The sequence below is a fragment of the Paenibacillus flagellatus genome, assembly GCF_003217775.1.
GTDB classification, from domain to species: Bacteria; Bacillota; Bacilli; order Paenibacillales; family NBRC-103111; genus Paenibacillus_AB; species Paenibacillus_AB flagellatus.
In genome coordinates this window covers 616,794-637,257 of the sequence record NZ_QJVJ01000003.1, presented here as the reverse complement: position 1 = coordinate 637,257, position 20,464 = coordinate 616,794, and the positions used below count along the sequence as shown (strand labels likewise).

Genomic DNA, 20,464 nt, shown 5'->3' with positions numbered 1-20,464 from the left:
GATGAAACGTGAAATTTTATTCCGAAGCGGCAAACTTGCCGAAAGGCAGGGACGCAAAGCCACAGGTCTAAGGTTCGGACGAACTATGACAGCTGGGTTGCCGACAATGTTCGCCTGCGCACGATCGGTGCCGTCGTGAATCGGCCGTCCCTGTCCGGGGGCGGCCTTTCTACGTCTTGCCGTTTCGGTTCGCCCACCTTATCGGAAGGGAAGAACCTTTATGAACCCGATCCGTTCGTTCCGGAGGCTGCGGCCGGCCGCCATCCGGACCAAGGACACGCTGTTCGCCGCTCTCGTCCTGTTCGCCGGAGCGGGGGCCGTCGCGGACGCATTCCCCGATTGGATCCGCCTCGCCGCCTCGATCGCGTTCGCCGGTCTGCTGCTCGCCGTCGTCTGCTGGCGCAAGAAGCGAAAAGCCGCTTACGGGCTGTCCAGCGTCGCGCTGCTCCTGTATGTGACGGTCATTCAGCCCGACGAGCTGTTCGCCGCCCTTCTGATCGTCTATCCGCTTTTGCTCTTCTACGCTTTGCTGCTGCCCAGTCCGTTGTATACGCTCGCAGCCGCGCTCGCGGTCGGACTCCATCTGTACGCGTTCGCCGATTTGTCCGGCCGGAACGGACTCGTCGCCCATCTGCTCTTCATCACGCTCAACGCCCTCGCCTACACGATACTTGCCCGCTACACCCGCAAATTGGAAAAAGAACGGAACGAATACCGTCACCTGAGCATGATCGACTCGCTTACGGGCCTCGCGTCGCTCCAGCAGACGCTCATGTTCGGCCAGCGTCTCATCGACGAGGGCAAGACGGTGAGGGTGCTGCTGATCGATCTGAACTTCTTCAAACAAATCAACGATTCGTACGGGCATATGATCGGCAACAAAGTCATCCTTCTCGTGGCGGACTATTTGCGCGAGCTGATTCGGGGCTCGAACGGAATCGCCGGCCGTCTCGGCGGCGACGAATTCGTCATCGTGGCGGAGGACGCGCCCCGCTTCGCGGACATGAGGCAGAAGCTGCTGGACGAGTTGAACGGCCGCACGTTCGTCCCGGACGACGACTTGCCTCCCGTCTGCTTATCGTTTTCCGTCGGCGTCTCCGTTTCGTCCGGCGAATCGGCGTCGAGCATCGAGGAGCTGCTGCACGACGCGGATCTGAACATGTACGAATACAAAATGCACAACCGGATGCCGACGTTCGACCGGAAAACGTCCGATTTGATCGAGCATAATCCGGACCCGATCTGCACGTTCGACCGCAAGGGCAAGCTGCTGGCCGTCAATCCCGCCGCCGCGAAGCTGCTCGGGTATACGTTGGAGGAGATGGGGCGGCGGCCGTTCGTCGCCTTGATCCATCCGCAGGACCGGGCGAAAGCGCTGTCGGGCTTCCAGGAGACGATGCAGGGCAATCCGAGTCAGTTCGAGCTGCGGTTCTTGCATAAGGAAGGACATCCGGTCATCGCCCACGTCACTTACATTCCGATCATCGCCGACCATCGCATCGTGGGCGTTTACGGGGTGGCCAAAGACGTGACGCACGAACGGAAAGCGGAGGAGCTTCTCCGCAACTCCGAACGGCTGGCCGTCATGGGGCAGCTCGCGGCGGGGCTGGCGCACGAAATCCGCAACCCGCTCACCGCGCTGAAAGGGTTTATTCAGCTGCTGCAATCGGCGCCGGGCGACAACAAGGGGTATTTCCCGATCATGCTGACCGAGCTCGACCGGATCAACTTCATCTTGAACGAATTTTTGCTGCTGTCGAAGCCGCGGCCGACCCAATTTCGCGAGACGGATATTCGCGTCGTCCTCGAGCATGTCGTGACGCTGCTCGATACGCAGGCGATTTTGAATAAAGTCCGCATCGCGATCGAAGCGGAGGAAGACGTTCCGCCGATCCGGTGCGACGAGAATCAGATGAAGCAAGTTTTCGTCAACGTGCTCAAAAACGCGATCGAGGCGATGCCGGACGGAGGAGAAGTGACGGTGTGCACGTTCCGCACCGAGAAGGGCGTGTCGGTCCGAATAGCGGACCAAGGCGGCGGCATTCCCGAGGAGCTGCTTCCGCGTCTCGGGCAGCCGTTCCTGACGACGAAGGAGAAAGGAACCGGGCTCGGCCTTATGATATGCCGGAACATCATGGACAACCACAACGGCACGCTGACGATCCGCAACGGACCGGAACGGGGAACGATCGTCGACATCGAGCTGCCGGCGGCTGCCGGAGGATGAGCAAGCGTTGGTCCATGCGGCGAAAAACGCGCATACTACGAATGTCCGTATGCCGGCCTGCGTCTCGGGCGAGTATCGTTACTACCGATACGTCCCCATGAAAAGGGCTGCGGAAATATGTTACAATGAAGGCCGGCGAGTCAAGGAGCAGCGTCTCAGCTCGACAAGACGATAAAAGGGGTTTTCGAATGAAACAAACGATACATGAAGTGACGAGCGGCACGCCGGACAAAGCGGTCGTCGTCAGTCTCGTCATCAAAAGCGACCGGCTCAGCGACGAGATGGTCCACTATTCGTTGAACGAATTGATCAGCCTCGCCGAAAGCGCGGGCGTCGAAGTGCTGGACTCGATCGTACAGGCGAAAGACAGCGTCGATTCCAAATGGTTTATCGGCAAAGGGAAGGTCGAGGAGCTGCGCGAGCTCGCCCATCGTCTCGGCGCCAATACGGCCATTTTCGATCAGGAGCTGTCCGGCGCGCAGGTGCGCAATTTGGAGCAGGCGCTCGACCTGAAAATTATCGACCGGACGCAGCTGATTTTGGACATATTCGCGCAGCGGGCGAAAACGCGCGAAGGGTTCCTGCAGGTCGAGCTCGCCCAGCTGAGCTATTTGCTGCCGCGGCTGTCGGGCCACGGCGTCAATTTGTCCCGGCTCGGCGGCGGCATCGGCACGCGCGGTCCGGGGGAGACGAAGCTCGAGACGGACCGCCGCCACATCCGCAACCGGATCAACGAGCTGCGGCACGCGCTTCAGGAAGTGAAGCGCCACCGCGTCCTGCACCGGGAGCGGCGGAAGAAGACCGGCGTATTCCAAGTCGCGCTCGTCGGCTACACGAACGCCGGCAAGTCGACGCTGCTCAACCGGCTGACGCAAGCGGACGTCTACGCGGAAAATCAGCTGTTCGCCACGCTCGATCCGACGTCGCGCACGCTGCGGCTGCCGAACGGTCAAGACGTCGTGCTGACCGATACGGTCGGATTTATCCAAAACTTGCCCCACGACCTGGTCGCGGCGTTCCGTGCGACGCTCGAGGAAGCGAACGAGGCGGATCTCATCCTGCACGTCGTGGACAGCTCGAGCGAGATGAGGGAGCGGCAGATGCAAGTCGTGGACGAGGTGCTGCAGGAGCTCGGCGCCCAAGGGAAGCCGCGCATTACCGTGTTCAACAAAATCGATCTCCTTCCGGACGGCCGTTCGGAGCCGCTTGCGGCCGAAGGGGATTCAATCCGCATCTCCGCCTTTTCGGAAACGGACCTCGAAGCGGTGAAGCTGGCCGTGCAGGAAAAGCTGATGGGGGATACGAAATCGTTTCGGATTCCGGCGGGGCGGGGCGATTTGATATCGCTGCTGTACCGGGTGGGGGACGTCCTCGATCAGGAAGTGGAAGGCGAGGACATCCGGTTCGACGTCCGCGTGAAGCAAGCCGAATTCGACAAGCAGGGACACATGCTTCAGGCGTTTATGGCGCACGAGGCGATGCAGCAAGAGGGAGAGAGCCTTTGAGATGAACGTACCGGAGAAGATCGCCCGACTGATGGAGGAAGCGGAAGCGCTCGCGGAGCCGAAGCTGAAGCAGATCGACGGTCGGGTCGACCGCAACCAGTGGAAGGTCATTCGCGCCTTCCAGGCGCATAAAGTAAGCGATTATCATTTTGCCGGGTCGACGGGGTACGGCTACAACGACCGCGGGCGCGAAGTGCTCGACCTCGTATACGCCGACGTCTTCGGCGCGGAGGCGGGCCTTGTGCGCCCGCATTTCGTGTCCGGCACGCATACGATCGGCACCGCGCTGTTCGGCGTGCTGCGCCCCGGCGACCGGCTGCTGTACATGACGGGCAAGCCGTACGACACGCTGCACAAGGTGATCGGCAAGCCGGGCGACGGCACCGGCTCGCTGCAGGATTGGGGCATCCGCTACGACGAGGTGGCGCTTGCCGCCGACGGGATGCCGGACTGGCCGGCTCTCGCCGCGAAGCTGAGGGCGGACCCGCCGAAGGTGGTCGGCATCCAGCGATCGCGCGGCTACGATTGGCGGCCGTCGTACACGGTCGCCCAAATCGCCGAGATGGTCCGGTTCGTCAAAGAAATCGCGCCGGACGCGATCGTTTTCGTGGACAATTGCTACGGCGAATTTACGGAGGAAACCGAGCCGACCGATCCTTCCGTCGGCGTCGATTTGATGGCGGGCTCGCTGATCAAAAATCCGGGCGGAGGAATCGCTCCGACGGGAGGTTATATCGTCGGGCGGAGAGAGCTCGTGGAACTGGCCGCTTATCGGCTGACCGCACCGGGGATCGGAGGCGAGGTCGGCGCCATGCTCGGCGCGACCCGGGATATTTTCCAAGGGCTGTTCTTGGCTCCGCATCTGGTCGGGCAGGCGTTGAAAGGAAGCGTGCTGGCGGCGGCGCTGTTCGAAAGGCTCGGCTTCGATACGCATCCGCGCTGGAGCGACGAGCGGACGGATCTCATTCAGGCGATCCGATTCGCCGGACCGGATCATCTGATCGCATTCGTTCAAGGGATTCAGAAAGCGTCGGCTGTGGACGCCCATGTCGTGCCCGAACCGTGGGACATGCCGGGCTACGAGCATCCCGTCATTATGGCCGCCGGTACGTTTATTCAGGGCGGCAGTCTCGAGCTTTCCGCCGATGCGCCGATCCGTTCCCCTTATATCGCGTACATGCAGGGGGGCCTTACATACGCCCATGTGAAGTGGGGAGTCGTCATGGCACTGACGAATATGATGGAAAAAGGTCTATTGTAATCAAATCTCACATGCATTGACATGTTTATGCCCGAAATGTACAATGAGAGTATATCCTCTACACGCTGGAGTGGTGTACAATGAGCGACGAAATACGCCGCAACATGGCTTTATTCTCGATCGGCAGCGTCATGAAGCTGACCGAGCTGACCGCAAGGCAAATCCGTTATTACGAGCAGCACGAGCTGATCGTCCCCGCCCGTACGGACGGGAATCAGCGCCTGTTCTCGTTCAACGACGTGGAGCGGCTGCTGCACATCAAAGCGCTGATCGAGAAGGGCGTCAATATTGCGGGCATCAAGCAAGTGCTGAACCCGGTTTCGAAAAATTCGGAGGACGCGACGGTCATTACCGAGGAAACCGCGGCGAAGCGCAAGGAGCTGACCGACTCCCAGGTACACAAAATGTTGAAGCAGGAACTGCTGACCGGCAACCGGAGAGGCAAAGCTTCGCTGATCCAGGGCCAGCTGTCCCGCTTTTTCAATTAATCGAACTTTAAGGAGGATGTTCCGTGTCCCAACCGAACTACACGAAAGAAGACATTTTGCGAATCGCCAAAGAGGAAAATGTCCGATTCATCCGGCTGCAATTCACCGATTTGCTCGGCACGATCAAAAACGTGGAAATTCCGCTCAGCCAATTGGAAAAAGCGCTGGATAACAAGATGATGTTCGACGGATCCTCCATCGAAGGCTACGTACGGATCGAAGAATCCGACATGTATTTGTATCCCGACCTGAGCACCTGGGTCATTTTCCCTTGGGTGGCGGAAGATCGCGTCGCCCGCTTGATTTGCGACGTTTATTTGCCGGACGGCCGTCCGTTCCCCGGCGATCCCCGCGGCATCCTGAAGCGCGCGCTCAAGGAAGCGGAGGAGATGGGCTATACGGCGATGAACGTCGGTCCGGAGCCGGAATTTTTCCTGTTCAAAACCGACGAGAAAGGCAATCCGACGATGGAGCTCAACGACCAGGGCGGTTACTTCGACCTGGCTCCGACCGACCTCGGCGAGAACTGCCGCCGCGAAATCGTGCTGACGCTCGAGGAGATGGGCTTCGAGATCGAGGCGTCCCACCACGAAGTGGCGCCGGGCCAGCACGAAATCGACTTCAAATATGCGGACGCCATCAAGGCGGCCGACCAAATCCAAACGTTCAAGCTCGTCGTCAAGACGATTGCGAGACAGCACGGCCTGCATGCGACGTTTATGCCGAAGCCGCTGTTCGGCGTGAACGGCTCCGGCATGCACTGCCATCAATCGCTGTTCCGCGGCTCGGAGAACGCGTTCTTCGACGACAGCGACAAGCTCGGGCTTAGCGAGACGGCCCGTTATTATATGGCCGGCGTCTTGAAGCACGCGCGCGCGTTCGCGGCGGTGACGAACCCGACGGTCAACTCGTACAAGCGGCTCGTACCGGGCTACGAAGCGCCGTGCTACGTCGCTTGGTCGGCCAGCAACCGCAGCCCGATGATCCGCATCCCGGCTTCCCGCGGATTGAGCACGCGGGTCGAGGTGCGCAATCCGGACCCGGCGGCCAACCCGTATTTGACGCTCGCCGTCATGCTGAAAGCCGGACTCGACGGCATCAAGACGAAGGCGGAGCTGCCGGCGCCGGTCGACCGGAACATTTACGTGATGTCGGACGAAGAGCGGGAAGAGCAGGGCATCCCGAGCTTGCCGGCTGATTTGCGCGAAGCGCTCGTCGAGCTGATGAACGACGAAGTCATTTGCGACGCGCTCGGCGAGCATGCGCTGACTCATTTCGTCGAGCTGAAAGAGATCGAATGGGACATGTACCGCACGCAAATCCACGCGTGGGAGCGCGACCAGTACATGACGCTGTATTGACGAAAAGCAAAGAAGCCATGGACCCGGTCCGGCCTATCGCCGGAACCGATCCATGGCTCTTTTTTTCGCGGAAAAGACGTCTTACTTCAAGTCGATCCGAATCGGCTTATCGCTCGAACGGAATGTGCCGTCGCCCAATTGGCCGTTTTCGTTCGAACCCCATGCCCATAGGGTACCGTCGCTTCGGACCGCCAAATGATGAGCCCCGCCGCTTGCGATCGCGGCTATGTTGTCCAATCCGGCCACTTGATGCAGGCTCGGATCGATTTTAGCGCCATACTCCGGAAAAGTGTAGAGCGTAATTCCCCAAGACCAGACCGTGCCGTCCTTTTTCAACCCTAACGAGCGGTCGAAGCTGCCTTGGATGGCGACCATGCCGTCCAGCGCCGATAGCCGCACCGGGGAATCGACGATTTTTTGCTCATCCAGTCCGAGCTGGCCGCGAAGGTTGCTTCTCCAGCCCCATACGGAGCCGTCCTTCCGAATCGCAAAAAAGCATTCGTCGCCGGCAAATACGCTCGCCACGTTCGACAAACCGTCCACCCGCTGCGCCTTGACCGGAGCGATGCCCCCGAAAGCCGTTGCGCCTTCCCATGTCCAAACGGAGCCGTCTTTCCCGACGATCGTCAGCTTCGACTGACCGGACCAATTGGCGAAGGCGATATCCGCCGCGTCGGAAATATTGGGAATTTGTATGGGAGTGTCCCCGTATCCATGCGGCACGGGACGCCATACCCAGACGAAGCCGTCTTTCTTGACGGCGGAATGAAACGAATCGCCCGCCGCCACCTTGACGACATCGGCAAGATCGAGTTGTACGGGATCCTGGATTTGGAATTGCAAGCGGCGGTCGGAGCCGTCGACCGGGGCCGGGCCGGCCGACCAAGTCCATACCGTTCCGTCTTTTTTCAAAAACAGGTTGGACGATACTTGCGCAATCTGCTTCATCGTCCCCATCCGGATCGGAGTATTGTCGCGAAGCTTCCAGTCCGAAAATTCAAAATCTCCCATACCGCCCCAATACCAAACGTCGCCTTGTTCGTTATAAGCGATGCTGTGTACGCCGTCCGCCGATATGTACAGCTTCGGCGGCGGGGTGCGGCCGTTTATCGGCGACTCCGCATAGGCGAAAGTTCCGGACGCCATCATCAACACGGCGACCCAGGCGAAGACGCGAAATCGGACGGTTTTCAGTACAGCGGCAAATCGAATCAAGCCAAAATAATAGGGTTTACTGCCTAAAATACCAATATGTGGAAGTACTTTCTAAAGTTTATACGACATTATGCGGGAAATGGGTTTCAAAGTTGCCGAACGAAATGAACGAAAAAAACAGCCTTTCGGCGGTTGCGCCGGAAGGCTGTTTTGTAAGGGACGGACGATTTAATGAATGTCGCGGAACAATCCGATCACTTTGCCGAGGATCGTGACGTTGCGGAGGCGGATCGGCTCCATCGTCGGGTTTTCCGGCTGGAGGCGAATATGGTCGCGTTCCTTGTAAAACGTCTTGACGGTCGCTTCGTCGTCTTCGGTCATCGCGACGACGATGTCGCCGTTGTTAGCCGTCGGCTGCTGCTTGACGATAACGTAATCGTTATGATGGATGCCCGCGTCGATCATGCTTTCTCCGACGACTCGAAGCATGAACACGTTATGATCGCCGACGAAATGGCTTGGCAGCGGGAAATATTCCTCGATATTCTCGGTCGCCGTAATCGGCACGCCTGCCGTTACTTTGCCGACGACGGGCACTCGCGCGATCGAGAAGGAGAAGACGGACGCCGATTCGTCGTGGGCGCCCAAAATTTCGATCGCCCGGGGCTTGGTCGGGTCTCTGCGGATGAGGCCTTTCTTCTCAAGACGGTCGAGATGGCCGTGCACCGTGGAGCTGGACGCGAGCCCGACGGCTTCGCCGATTTCCCGAACGGAAGGCGGGTAGCCTTTATCGCGTACTTCGTTCTTGATAAATTCCAGTATCGCTTGTTGGCGATTGGAAACCTTGCTCACGATCATCACTCCAATGCGGACATGTTATTTGGGTAAATTATACCACAGAACTCGAGTTCGCACAAACATAAGTTCGATTTCCGGAGGGGAACATTCGTTCGAAAAAGCGTTGACGGGAATGTTTGTTCGTGTTACTCTGATACTAGAACAAATGTTTGGGGGTCAACTACCATGTACGCATCCATTTCCGAAATGAACATCCGCAACCGGCATTCTCATACATCCCGTTCGGCGGGACAAACTCACCGCACCGCACCGCGTCGTGCGGAGCGGAATACGCGTCTGCTTACGATCGTCGTCGCCATGCTTCTCTGCTTCGGTATCGGCGCGCTCGTCCACTCGTGGTCGGGCGAGGATCAGGTCCAAGCCGCTTCGGTACAAGCGAAGGAGCAGGTGATCGTGAAGCCGGGAGATACGCTTTGGACGATTTCGGAGCGGTATGCGCCCGAAGGCGAAGATATTCGCCGGTATATCGCCGACCTGAAGAAGGCGAACGGTTTGTCCACCAGTGCCTTGACTGCGGGACAAGTGTTGGTGCTCCCTTGAGCCGCTTGTCCGACTTCCTATATCCGGCTTTTTATTCGTATTGGAGTAATCTTTCGAGAAAACGAATGTATATTCCTATATAAGCCTGATAGCCTCCGCTATCGGGCTTTTGTGCGTTCCGCCGTCGCTTGCCTTGACAATCCGCTCCTTCGCATGTCAAAGTAGGAGATAACCGACTTTAGGAGGCCGAACATGATTACCGAACAAATGATCGCTCGCATCAACGAGCTGGCCAAAAAGGCGAATACCGTCGGACTGACCGACGACGAGCTGGAGGAGCGCAACCGGCTGCGCAGAACGTATATCGATGCGTTCAAAACGTCGCTTCGCGCCCAGCTCGACTCGATCGAGTTCGTGGACGGGGACAAGGCGAACGGCCCCGATAAAAAGCCTCATTAAGAACGGAGGAGCAGCATGTCCCGCAAATGGGAACGAATGGTGCAAAAAAACAGCAAGCAATTGAACAAGCAGCGCCGGAAAACCGGACAAGCACCGATCAGCACGGCGCAGGAGCAAGCGGACATCTTTAAAGGAAGAAGCTGGTTTTTGCCGGCGCTTCTCGTCGCCGTTTCGTTTTTCTTCGGCATCGTCTCGGCCGGCGTATACGAATCCGACACCTTTTACTGGGTGACGGTAATCGGCTACTTGCTGCTCGGCGTCTTGTATTTCTTGCGCAGGCCGTATATCAAGGTCGGCAAAAACAAGCTGTCGACGCGGCGTCTCGGCGTAGAGAAAACGTTCGGCGCGGACGAGATCGAAGCGATTGCGGTCCAGCGAGGCAGCGTCTCGATCCAGATGAAGGGGAAGCGGACGCGGTGGGTGCTGTCGAAGTTTCAGCATTTGTATGATATTCCTGCACTCGCCGCGCGGTTGAAAACGTTCGCCGAGCATAACGGAATCGACTACCGGGACGAAGCGGCATAACCCGCAACGGAAAAGGGGAGAAACGAGAAAAATGGCTATACGGGCAGTACTGTTCGATTTGGACGATACGTTGCTGTGGGACGACCGGAGCGTGAAGGAAGCGTTCGAGGCGACATGCCGCATCGCGGCCGACGAGAAGGGAGTCGACCCCGCCGAGCTGGAGGGAGCGGTTCGCCGTGAGGCGAGAGCGCTGTATGAATCGTACGAGACGTTCCCGTTCACGAAACGAATCGGGATCAATCCGTTCGAAGGGCTGTGGGCCCGGTTCAGCGAAGGGGAGCAGCAGGAGTTTCGCCAGCTGGAGCGGCTCGCCCCGGGTTACCGGACCGAATCGTGGACCAAAGGGCTCTTAGCGGTAGGCGTCGACGATCCGGAGCTCGGATACCGGCTCGGCGAGACGTTTCCGAAGGAGCGGAGAGCGAGACCGCTCGTCTACGAAGAAACGTTCGCGGTGCTGACCGAGCTGAAGGAGTCGTACAAGCTTTTGCTGCTGACGAACGGTTCGCCCGACCTGCAAAAGGAAAAGCTGTCCGGCGTGCCCGAACTGTCCGGCTACTTCGATCATATCGTAATTTCGGGAGCGTTCGGGGAGGGCAAGCCGGCCGCGTCCATTTTCCGGCACGCGACGGAGCTGCTCGGCATTCGCCCCGAGGAAGGCATCATGGTGGGCGACAAGCTGACGACCGACATTATCGGGGCGAACGGGGTCGGCATGACATCGGTATGGATCAATCGCCACGGCGTCAGCCGGACCGACGATATCATTCCTTCTTATGAAATCGACCATTTACGGAAAATCCGCACCATTCTCGACGAGTTGAACTGAACCGAGAGCCGGCAGCAGCGCTGTCGGTACATCGAACGAGCGACAAAAAAGCCCGATGCTTTCTCGCGAAAGCGCCGGGCTCCTTTTTGTGAACGGACAATGATCGGCTTACGCCTTTTGGAAGGCGGGATCTTCGTACGGATGCGCAATCCAGCCCTCGGTTTCGATGAACAGCCGGACGGCGACGATTTTCCGGTTTTCCATCAAGGTGAAGAAGTGCGGCTTATTCTCCGGAACGGAGATGACGTCGCCCGCCTCGAGCTCGACATCGAAATAGCCGACGTCGTCGGTGCCCTTGATGATGAATATGCCTTTGCCCGCCGTAATGGCGCGGACTTCGTCTTCGGTGTGGGTATGCACCTGTTCGAATTTTTTCAGCAGCTCCTCAAGGTTCGGCGTCGCGTCGGACAGCGCCACGATGTCCCACGTACGGTAGCCGCGGCGGCCCGCCAGATCGCGGATTTCGGCGTCGAACGTCGTGAGAATTTGCTGCTTCTCCTCGTCGGACAGGACGAATTTCTCCTGCAGCTCGGCCGGCAGCTTGGCCGGATCCCAGTGCTCGTACAACACTTCTTGCTTTTCCAGGAACGATTTGACGTTTTGTTCGCCTTGGATGCGTTCGTTCGTATTGCGGATGCGAATTTCAGCCATCGGTTATTCCCTCTTTCCGGATATGGATAAATGCCAGTTAAATTGTATTATATGCGAAAAAAGACCCCGTGTCGATGGATCGGCATAAATAAAATAATGAATTCCGATAAGAAAACTAGATATTATATCGCTTTCGAAAACCGGCGGTTTCTGGTAGACTATGATTTAAAATGAAAAGACGGCAACGCGAACAAGGGGTGGACCGAATGCAAAAACCGGCTTTGGCGGAACGGCTTCGACAAAAAATATTGATTCTCGACGGAGCGATGGGCACGATGCTCCAGCAGGAAAACTTGACGGCCGACGACTTCGGCGGCGAAGAGCTGGAAGGATGCAACGAGATTTTGGCGGTGACGCGTCCGGACGTTATCTCGAAAATTCACGAGGCGTATTTGGAAGCCGGCGCCGATCTATTGGAAACGAATACGTTCGGCGCGACGAGCGTCGTGCTGGCCGAGTACGATATACCGGAACGGTCCCGCGAGCTGAACCTCGCGGCGGCCCGGCTGGCGGTGGAGGCGGCGAACAAATATTCGACGCCGGACTGGCCCCGCTATGTGGCGGGCGCCATGGGCCCGACGACGAAAACGTTGTCCGTGACCGGCGGCGTGACGTTCGACGAGCTGATCGATAGTTATTACGAGCAGGCGGTCGCCCTGATCGAAGGCGGCGTGGACGCGCTGCTGCTCGAGACGTCGCAAGATACGCTGAACGTAAAAGCGGGAAGCATCGGCATCCGCAAAGCGTTCGAGACGACCGGCGTTACGCTGCCGATCATGATATCCGGCACGATCGAGCCGATGGGCACGACGCTTGCGGGGCAAAACATCGAATCGTTCTACATTTCGCTCGAGCATTTGAAGCCGGTATCGATCGGGCTGAACTGCGCGACCGGCCCGGAATTCATGAAAGACCATATCCGTTCGCTGTCCGCGATCGCCGGAACGGCGGTCAGCTGCTACCCGAACGCGGGACTTCCGGACGAGAACGGCCATTACCACGAATCCCCGGCTTCGCTTGCGAAAAAGCTGGGCGGCTTCGCCGAGCAAGGCTGGCTCAACATCGCGGGCGGCTGCTGCGGCACGACGCCGGATCATATCCGGGCAATCGCCGAAACGATGCGGGCGTACAAGCCGAGAGAGATGAAGGGCGACCACCCGCCGGCCGTTTCCGGCATCGAAACGGTGTACATCGAGCCGGAAAACCGGCCGTATATGGTCGGGGAGCGAACGAATGTTCTGGGCTCCCGCAAATTCAAACGGTTGATCGCCGAAGGAAAGTTCGAGGAAGCTTCGGAAATCGCCCGCGCGCAAGTGAAAGGCGGCGCACACGTCATCGACGTCTGTCTGCAGGACCCGGATCGCGACGAGGCGGCCGATCTGGAGCAGTTTTTGCAGCAGGTCGTCAAAAAAGTGAAGGTGCCGCTCGTCCTCGATACGACCGATCCGAAGGCGCTCGAGCTCGGTCTGAAATATTCGCAGGGCAAAGCGATCATCAACTCGATCAACCTGGAGGACGGCGAGGAGAAGTTCGAGAAGGTCGTCCCGCTCATTCATCAATACGGCGCGGCCGTCGTCGTCGGCACGATCGACGAGCGCGGACAGGCGATTACGCGCCAAGACAAGCTCGAAGTGGCGAAGCGGTCGTACGACCTGCTAGTGAACAAGTACGGCCTCGATCCGCGCGACTTGATCTTCGACCCGCTCGTCTTCCCGGTCGGCACCGGCGACGAGCAGTATATCGGCTCCGCGCCCGAGACGATCGAGGGTATCCGCCTGATCAAGGAGGCGATGCCGGAATGCCAGACGATTCTCGGCCTCTCCAACGTATCGTTCGGCTTGCCCGAAGCGGGGCGCGAGGTGCTGAACGCCGTCTTCCTGTATCATTGCACGAAAGCCGGGCTCGATTACGCCATCGTCAATACGGAGAAGCTGGAGCGCTACGCCTCCATCCCGGAACAGGAGCGGAAGCTGGCGGAAGCGCTCATTTACGAGACGAGCGACGAGACGCTGGCCGAATTCGTCGCCTTCTTCCGGACGAAGAAGGTCGAGAAGAAGGAGAAAGCTTCGAACTTGACGCTCGAGGAGCGGCTCGCTTCGTACGTCGTGGAAGGGACGAAGGAAGGACTTATCCCCGATCTCGAACAGGCTCTCCAAAAATATGCGCCGCTCGAAATCATTAACGGACCGCTCATGAGAGGGATGGAGGAAGTCGGCCGCTTGTTCAACAACAACGAGCTGATCGTGGCCGAGGTGCTGCAAAGCGCCGAGGTGATGAAGGCGTCGGTCGCGTTTCTCGAACAATTCATGGAGCGTTCCGAGAGCGCGGTGAAGGGCAAAATTTTGCTCGCCACCGTCAAGGGCGACGTGCACGACATCGGCAAAAACTTGGTCGAGATCATCTTGTCGAACAACGGCTACCAAATCGTCAATCTGGGCATTAAAGTGCCGCCGGAGCAGCTGATCGAGGCGTACCGCAAAGAAAAGCCGGACGCGATCGGCCTGTCCGGACTTCTCGTCAAGTCGGCCCAGCAGATGGTCGTCACCGCACAGGACTTGCGGGCGGCCGGCATCGAGGTGCCGATTCTCGTCGGAGGCGCGGCGCTGACGCGGAAGTTTACGAAAACGCGGATCGCGCCGGAATACGACGGCATGGTGCTGTACGCGAAGGACGCGATGGACGGCCTCGATATCGCCAACAAGCTGAGCGACGCCGAGCAGCGCCAGAAGCTGATCCAGGAGCTGCGCGAAAGCATGGATTCCGTCGTCATGGAATCCGGCAAGCCGACGGATGAAGTGAAGCTGACCCGAGCGGCCAAATCGTCCGTCTCGCAGGAGGCGCCCGTATATATCCCGCCGGATATGGAAAGACATGTGCTAAGGGATTATCCGATCGACCATATTTACCCTTACGTCAACATGCAGACGCTGCTCGGCCACCATCTCGGCTTGCGCGGCAAAGTCGAGAAGCTGCTCGAGGAGAAGGACCCGAAGGCGGTCCAGCTCAAGGAAACGATCGACGGCCTGTTCGCGGAGGCGAGGGCGGAAGGGCTGATCCAGGCGCACGGCATGTACCGCTTCTTCCCGGCCCAATCGGACGGCAACGACATTATCATCTACAACCCCGACGAACCGACCGAAGTTCTGCACCGGTTTTCGTTCCCGCGCCAGGATGTGGAGCCGTTCCTTTGCTTGGCCGACTTCGTCAAATCGGTGTCGAGCGGAACGATGGATTATATCGGCTTCCTCGTCGTGACGGCCGGACAGGGGATCCGGGCAAGAGCGGAGGCGATGAAGGACAACGGCGACTACTTGCGCTCCCACGCGCTACAAGCGTTCGCGATCGAGCTTGCCGAAGGGTTCGCCGAGCGGGTGCATCATATGATGCGCGATATGTGGGGGTTCCCGGATTCGCCGGAGCTGACGATGCAGCAGCGATGGGGAGCCCGGTATCAGGGCATCCGCGTGTCGTTCGGCTACCCGGCGTGCCCGAACCTGGAAGACCAAGAGCCGTTGTTCCGGCTGATGAAGCCGCAAGACATCGGTGTGGAACTGACGGAAGGATTCATGATGGAGCCGGAGGCGTCCGTCTCGGCGATGGTGTTCTCGCATCCGGAGGCGCGTTATTTCAACGTAGACAAAGCGTAAATCCGGCGGAAGGAGTCGCATGGAGCTTTATTTTCTCGGCACGGGGGCGGGAATGCCCTCGAAAGAACGGAACGTGACGTCGATCGCGCTGACGCTGTACGACGAACGCGGCACGATGTGGCTGTTCGACTGCGGCGAAGGGACGCAGCACCAAATGCTGCGATCCCCGCTCAAGGCGAGCCGGCTCGAGTTTCTGTTCATCACGCATTTGCACGGCGATCATATTTACGGGCTGCCCGGCTTGCTGACGAGCCGGTCCAATCAAGGCGGGACGACGCCGGTGACGCTCTTCGGACCAGCCGGGCTCGAGCAGCTGCTCGAGCCCGTCCTGCGGTACAGTCAGGCGCATCTGTCCTACGAGCTGATCTATCGCGAAACGAAGGAAGGGACCGTCTTCGAGGACGATCAGTTCGAGGTCGTCTGCGCCAAGCTGGATCACCGGATCGACAGCTTCGGCTACCGGATCGTCGAAAAGGATAAACCGGGCAAGCTCGACGCGGCGAAGCTGAAGGCGCTCGGCGTCCCGCCGGGGCCGCTGTTCGGCCGGATCAAGCGGGGAGAGACGGTGACGCTGCCGGACGGCACGGTCGTCGACGGCCGATCGTGCATCGGCGAGCCGATTCCGGGCAAAGTCGTCACCGTACTCGGCGATACGCGGCGGTGCGAAGCGGCCGTCCGGCTGTCGCGGGGAGCGGATGCGGTCGTGCACGAGGCGACGTTCGACTCGTCGCTCGCGTCTCTTGCCGAAGCCTATTATCATTCCACGGCCAAGGATGCGGCTCTCTCCGCGAAGGAAGCGGGCGCGAAACGTCTTATCCTGACCCATATCAGCTCGCGATACCATGAGGACGAAGCCGCCAAGCTGCTGCTCGAGGCGCAGGAGCATTTTCCGCGCACGGCGATCGCGAAAGATCACGCGAGCTTTCCGATTTCCGCCTCTGCGGAGTAGCCGAAAATCGACGCGTCCAAGGCGAAAAGCCCGATTCAGCTTCGGCTGAAAAGGGCTTTTGCTCCGCTTGGCGGCCGATCTCGGCGAAACCGTCACTCGCCGGCGTTCGCTTCGTCCCGGATTTCCGAACGGAAACCGGAGATGCTTTCGCGGCGGCGTTCGTTTTTCGCTTCGATGTCGCTTTTTTCCGTTGCGGAAATTTCGTCCGCATGCTCGTCCAAATAGCTTTCGGCTTCCTCCAGGTTGCCGATCGTGTCCTGCACCATCTCTTGCAGCTTCTCGACGTTGTCGGAACGGTCGTCAGGCTTGGCCACGGATCATCCCTCCTTTCGTCCAAAATCGGCAATACGAAACTAACATTCCAATATCCGGTCCGAATTATACGAAATTCCGACGGGTGCCGGGGCTATACGTCGAGCCGAAATGGGGAAAGCTGACAATAATACCGCTTCTCCGCCGTCCCGTACATAGGCGGGAGCACAGAACGGATTCGCTATCATATAATGGGAAGTACGTCAGGTCGAGTAAGGCTCCATAACGAAAGCGGGGAGGTATCCTTATGGATAAGTTTCACTTCATAGGCATTAAGGGTGCCGGGATGAGCGCTTTGGCGCAAGTTCTGCATGATACGGGACATCCCGTTCAAGGATCGGACGTGGAAACCGAATTTTTTACGCAAAAGCCGTTGGAGCAGCGGGGCATCCCGCTATTCCGGTTCGGCGACGACGAGGTTGCGGCCAACGGGACGAGAGTCATCGCGTCGAACGCGTTCAAGGACGACCATCCGGAAATCGTCCGGTATGCGGAACGCGGCGTCGCGGTCGAGCGGTACCACCATTTTCTCGGTGACTGGCTTCGCCGCTTCACGAGTTTCGCCGTAACCGGCGCGCACGGCAAAACGTCCACGACCGGCATGCTCGCGCATACGTTCAGCGGCCTGCACCCGACCTCGTATTTGATCGGTGACGGAACCGGCTCCGGCGTGCCGGGCAGCAAATATTTCATCTTCGAAAGCTGCGAATACCGCCGGCATTTTTTGGCGTACGAGCCGGATTATGCGATCATTACGAACATCGATTTCGACCATCCGGACTATTTCACGGGGCTGGACGACGTCACCCGGGCGTTTCAGGAGATGGCGAACCGCGTCCGCAAGCATCTGATCGCCTGCGGCGACGATCCGCAAGTCCGGAAGCTGAAGCCGGGCGTACCGGTGCTCCATTACGGCTTCGGCGACCATAATGCGCTGCGCGCCGATCATGTCCGGTCGGGTCCGGAAGGGATGACGTTCGACGTCCATCTGCACGGCAATCCGCTCGGCGCCTTCACCGTGGCGGCTTACGGGCGGCATAGCGTGCTGAACGCGCTCGCCGTCATCGGAGCGGCCGTGCTCGAGGATTTGAATATCGATGACGTGAAACGGCGGCTTGCCACGTTCGGGGGCGTCAAGCGCCGGTTTTCGGAGAAAAACGTGCGCGGCAACATTTTGATCGACGATTACGCCCACCATCCGACCGAAATTGCGGCGACGCTGGATGCGGTACGTTCCAAATATCCGGGCAAAAAAGTCGTCTCCGTCTTCCAGCCTCATACGTATTCGCGGCTCGAAACGTTCCTCGACGAGTTCGCCGAATCGTTGTCCGGTTCGGATGAAGTATACTTATGCAGCATATTCGGCTCCGCCCGGGAGCAATCGGGCGGCGTTACGATCGAACGGCTGATCGAGAAAATCCCGGAATCCCGGTATATCGCGGAGAACAGCATCGACCAGCTGAACGGCTATTCCGACTGCGTCCTGCTGTTCATGGGCGCCGGCGATATCCAGAAGTATCAGACATGGTACGAGCGGGCTTGAGGAGGACCTCCTCGAGCGAACCGGCATCTTGGAAGCAAGCATCCCCTTCGTTCCGAGCGAACGAAGGGGATTTTGGTTGTCGCCGGGCGTGCTATAATGGAAAAAGTCGACAGACGGCACGCGATGGGAGGGGGCGAACCATGGATACGGACTGGAAAATCGAACGGCTGGACCGGATGCTTAACGTGACGGCCGAGCTTTTTTTCGGCAAAGAAGCGGAGCTGTTCTTCCGCCGTTTTGAAGGGGGCCGCGACAGCCTGCTCGACATCGGCTGCGGCAACGGCGCGTATTTGGGGCGGCTTGCCGCGGCCTATCCGGGACTCGGGCTGACCGGGATCGATCCGGAGGAGCGGCTGCTGCGCAAGGCGAAGGACGCCCCCTCGCTGGCGCAAGCCGCTCGCTTCCTGCATGGCGGCTACGATGTGCTGACGGGCGATGAAACGTACGACACGATACTCGCCCGGCTCGTCGTGCTGCATCTGCCCGACCGGGACCATTGGGGGCACTGGTTGGCGGAGCGGACACGCGAGCGATCCGAGCTGGTCGTCATCGATTTCGACGACGACCGGTATTGCGGCGACGATCGGCTGCCGTTGTTCACCGCGCTGTACAAGCGGGCGCGCCGGACGCTGAGGGGGCCGCGATCGTTCGTGCCGCTGCCGGACGCACTCCGGCTGGCGCTCGAGCCGTACGGCTTCGAGCGGCTGCGGGTGGAGCGGTACGAGGTCCGGGCGGACAAGCCCGATACGAAGCGGCTGCTGAGGGATTACATGCGGCTCGCCACGGAATATATGACGGGGGAACCGATATCGGCCGAGCGGGAGCGCGAGCTGCTCGACTGGGAGGACGACCCGGCGAGCGATCAACGGATCCCGATGTTCGGAGCCGTTTTCGCGCGACGAAAAGGCGACGAATCGGGAAAGGGAGAAGGAGAGGGGGAGCGGACGGCATGAACTGGTTTACCGATTACGAGACGGAGCTCGCCATCGTGTTCGCCGAGGCGGAAGCGCGAATCGGAACGTTTCCATCGCCGCTCGCGGGCGACGGGCTGGCGTATTTGCAGTCGTTCCACCCGCTCCGGGAAGGCAGCACGAAAAACTACATCTGCTACCTGCTGCCGTATTGGCTGAAGGACGCTGCCGGCATCGACGAAGCGGCATGCCGGCGAATCGCCTTGGCGAACGTGTTCGTCATGCTGCATTATTTCGTGTTGGACGATTTGATGGATACGGTTCCGGGAAGATGGAAGGAGACGCTGGCGCTCGGCCAATTGTTCCGGCTGCAGGCGGAGGGGCGGTATCGCGCCATGTTCGACTCGACTTCGCCTTTCTGGTCGTGCTACGAAACGTATGCGACCGAATGGGCGGACGCCGTAGCGAACGAAGGTAAGCGGGACGACTTCTTCGAGCGGCCGGCGCGAATCGCGCACAAAGCGAGCCCGGTCAAGCTCGCCTCCGCGGCGGCGCTTCTGTTAGGAGGTCGCGGCGATCGGATCGAGGGCGTATCGGCGCTCGTCGATTGCGTGCTCGTTACGCTGCAAATGGCCGACGACCGGGCGGATTGGCGCGAAGACCTCCGGGAAGGAGGAGGCTGCGGCAACGTTCTGTTGGCGCTCGTTCGCCGGGAGCGAGGCCTTTCGCACGACGCCGCGCTAACCGAGGAAGACGTGAAGCAAACGCTGTACGCGAAAGGCGGTCTGACCCGGTATGCGGCCATCGCGGAGGAGAACCATGCGCGGCTGCTCGAGTCGGAGCTTCGCATCGCGCCGCTCGCCGCCTTCCACGAATCGATCGTGCGAACCGTCCGCGAAGCCGCCGAATCGATCGAGCGCCAGAAGAAAGCGCTCCAGGCGGGAGGATTTTCCTATTGGCTGTCGAAAAATGCCTTTTCCTCGTAGATTTGGTCGGCCGTTCATGCTACACTTAGGTCGATGGGCTTATCCAATCTTTGGAAAGGGTGAACGGCATGTCGGCGGAACAACAGCTGAAACAGCAAATTATCGAGAAAGCATGGGGAGATCCGGTGTTCAAGCAGAAGCTGCTGGACGATCCGAAAGGGGCGATCCGGGAAGCGTTCGGCATCGACATTCCCGACCATATCGAACTGAAGGCGGTCGAAGAGAAGCCCGACCAATACGTGCTCGTCATTCCTCCGAACCCGGCGGAGACGCTTAGCGACGGGTCGGAGGAGACGGACACGGACGCGGCTTGGTAAGCC

Annotated in this window: 19 protein-coding genes and 1 riboswitch; of the genes, 15 read left to right on the top strand and 4 right to left on the bottom strand. The window is 59.3% G+C overall.

Translation table 11 applies throughout. The annotated features are described in order from the left end of the window. Positions 1–18 precede the first annotated feature (18 nt). A riboswitch (cyclic di-GMP riboswitch) is annotated at positions 19–105 on the top strand. A 115-nt stretch (positions 106–220) separates the two neighbouring features. The 5 genes from DLM86_RS09390 (at position 221) to glnA (ending at position 6,842) form a co-directional block, all read left to right on the top strand. Beyond that, positions 221–2,227 carry a diguanylate cyclase gene (locus tag DLM86_RS09390; RefSeq protein WP_110839715.1) on the top strand — a complete coding sequence of 669 codons (2,007 nt, stop codon included), beginning with the start codon at positions 221–223 and terminating at the stop codon, positions 2,225–2,227. A gap of 188 nt (positions 2,228–2,415) precedes the next feature. Then, complete coding sequence (hflX, locus tag DLM86_RS09385) at positions 2,416–3,732, top strand: GTPase HflX (protein ID WP_110839714.1); 1,317 nt, start codon at positions 2,416–2,418, stop codon at positions 3,730–3,732. Position 3,733: 1 nt separating this feature from the next. Further along, positions 3,734–4,993 carry a methionine gamma-lyase family protein gene (locus tag DLM86_RS09380; RefSeq protein ID WP_110839713.1) on the top strand — a complete coding sequence of 420 codons (1,260 nt, stop codon included), beginning with the start codon at positions 3,734–3,736 and terminating at the stop codon, positions 4,991–4,993. 80 nt (positions 4,994–5,073) lie between these two features. Continuing rightward, positions 5,074–5,481 carry a MerR family transcriptional regulator gene (locus DLM86_RS09375; RefSeq protein WP_110839712.1) on the top strand — a complete coding sequence of 136 codons (408 nt, stop codon included), beginning with the start codon at positions 5,074–5,076 and terminating at the stop codon, positions 5,479–5,481. Positions 5,482–5,504: 23 nt separating this feature from the next. Beyond that, entirely contained in the window at positions 5,505–6,842 is a 1,338-nt protein-coding gene (glnA, locus tag DLM86_RS09370) for a type I glutamate--ammonia ligase (protein WP_110839711.1), read from the top strand. Positions 6,843–6,923: 81 nt separating this feature from the next. Here the strand turns inward: glnA and DLM86_RS09365 are convergent, their stop codons facing one another. Both DLM86_RS09365 and lexA read right to left on the bottom strand, forming a co-directional pair. Further along, positions 6,924–7,991: an RCC1 domain-containing protein gene (locus tag DLM86_RS09365; protein ID WP_146250185.1), complete on the bottom strand. Its 1,068-nt coding sequence runs from the start codon at positions 7,989–7,991 to the stop codon at positions 6,924–6,926. Positions 7,992–8,225: 234 nt separating this feature from the next. Continuing rightward, on the bottom strand, positions 8,226–8,849 hold the full coding sequence (gene lexA / locus DLM86_RS09360; protein WP_110839784.1) for a transcriptional repressor LexA: 624 nt from the start codon (positions 8,847–8,849) through the stop codon (positions 8,226–8,228). 171 nt (positions 8,850–9,020) lie between these two features. On the opposite strand from lexA, the gene DLM86_RS32690 reads away from it, so the two are divergent. From DLM86_RS32690 to DLM86_RS09340, 4 genes are all read left to right on the top strand, one after another. After that, positions 9,021–9,395: a LysM peptidoglycan-binding domain-containing protein gene (locus DLM86_RS32690; protein WP_245954456.1), complete on the top strand. Its 375-nt coding sequence runs from the start codon at positions 9,021–9,023 to the stop codon at positions 9,393–9,395. Between the two features lie 192 nt (positions 9,396–9,587). Next, positions 9,588–9,794, top strand: a complete 207-nt coding sequence (locus tag DLM86_RS09350; protein WP_110839709.1) for a DUF896 domain-containing protein — start codon at positions 9,588–9,590, stop codon at positions 9,792–9,794. Positions 9,795–9,809: 15 nt separating this feature from the next. After that, on the top strand, positions 9,810–10,319 hold the full coding sequence (locus tag DLM86_RS09345) for a hypothetical protein (RefSeq protein ID WP_110839708.1): 510 nt from the start codon (positions 9,810–9,812) through the stop codon (positions 10,317–10,319). A 31-nt stretch (positions 10,320–10,350) separates the two neighbouring features. Then, the gene (locus DLM86_RS09340) at positions 10,351–11,145 is read left to right on the top strand and encodes an HAD family hydrolase (protein WP_110839707.1); all 795 of its coding nucleotides are present in this window, start codon (positions 10,351–10,353) and stop codon (positions 11,143–11,145) included. A 108-nt stretch (positions 11,146–11,253) separates the two neighbouring features. Here DLM86_RS09340 and DLM86_RS09335 read toward each other — a convergent pair whose 3' ends face one another. Then, positions 11,254–11,796: a 1,2-dihydroxy-3-keto-5-methylthiopentene dioxygenase gene (locus DLM86_RS09335; RefSeq protein WP_110839706.1), complete on the bottom strand. Its 543-nt coding sequence runs from the start codon at positions 11,794–11,796 to the stop codon at positions 11,254–11,256. A gap of 206 nt (positions 11,797–12,002) precedes the next feature. Here DLM86_RS09335 and metH point away from each other — a divergent pair, with 206 nt between their 5' ends. Beyond that, entirely contained in the window at positions 12,003–15,443 is a 3,441-nt protein-coding gene (gene metH, locus DLM86_RS09330; protein ID WP_110839705.1) for a methionine synthase, read from the top strand. 19 nt (positions 15,444–15,462) lie between these two features. Then, positions 15,463–16,392, top strand: coding sequence for a ribonuclease Z (rnz, locus tag DLM86_RS09325; protein WP_110839704.1), 930 nt, complete (start codon positions 15,463–15,465; stop codon positions 16,390–16,392). Between the two features lie 92 nt (positions 16,393–16,484). Here the strand turns inward: rnz and tlp are convergent, their stop codons facing one another. Continuing rightward, entirely contained in the window at positions 16,485–16,706 is a 222-nt protein-coding gene (tlp, locus tag DLM86_RS09320; protein WP_110839703.1) for a small acid-soluble spore protein Tlp, read from the bottom strand. 245 nt (positions 16,707–16,951) lie between these two features. Here tlp and murC point away from each other — a divergent pair, with 245 nt between their 5' ends. From murC to DLM86_RS09300, 4 genes are all read left to right on the top strand, one after another. Further along, positions 16,952–18,247, top strand: a complete 1,296-nt coding sequence (gene murC, locus DLM86_RS09315; protein WP_110839702.1) for a UDP-N-acetylmuramate--L-alanine ligase — start codon at positions 16,952–16,954, stop codon at positions 18,245–18,247. Positions 18,248–18,387: 140 nt separating this feature from the next. Continuing rightward, positions 18,388–19,200 (top strand): class I SAM-dependent methyltransferase, encoded by an 813-nt coding sequence (locus tag DLM86_RS09310; RefSeq protein ID WP_110839701.1) that lies wholly within the window; start codon positions 18,388–18,390, stop codon positions 19,198–19,200. Next, complete coding sequence (locus tag DLM86_RS09305) at positions 19,197–20,144, top strand: hypothetical protein (protein ID WP_110839700.1); 948 nt, start codon at positions 19,197–19,199, stop codon at positions 20,142–20,144. Before DLM86_RS09310 ends, DLM86_RS09305 begins: the two co-directional genes overlap by 4 nt. A 68-nt stretch (positions 20,145–20,212) precedes the next feature. Continuing rightward, positions 20,213–20,461: an NHLP leader peptide family RiPP precursor gene (locus tag DLM86_RS09300; protein WP_110839699.1), complete on the top strand. Its 249-nt coding sequence runs from the start codon at positions 20,213–20,215 to the stop codon at positions 20,459–20,461. Positions 20,462–20,464: the final 3 nt, after the last annotated feature.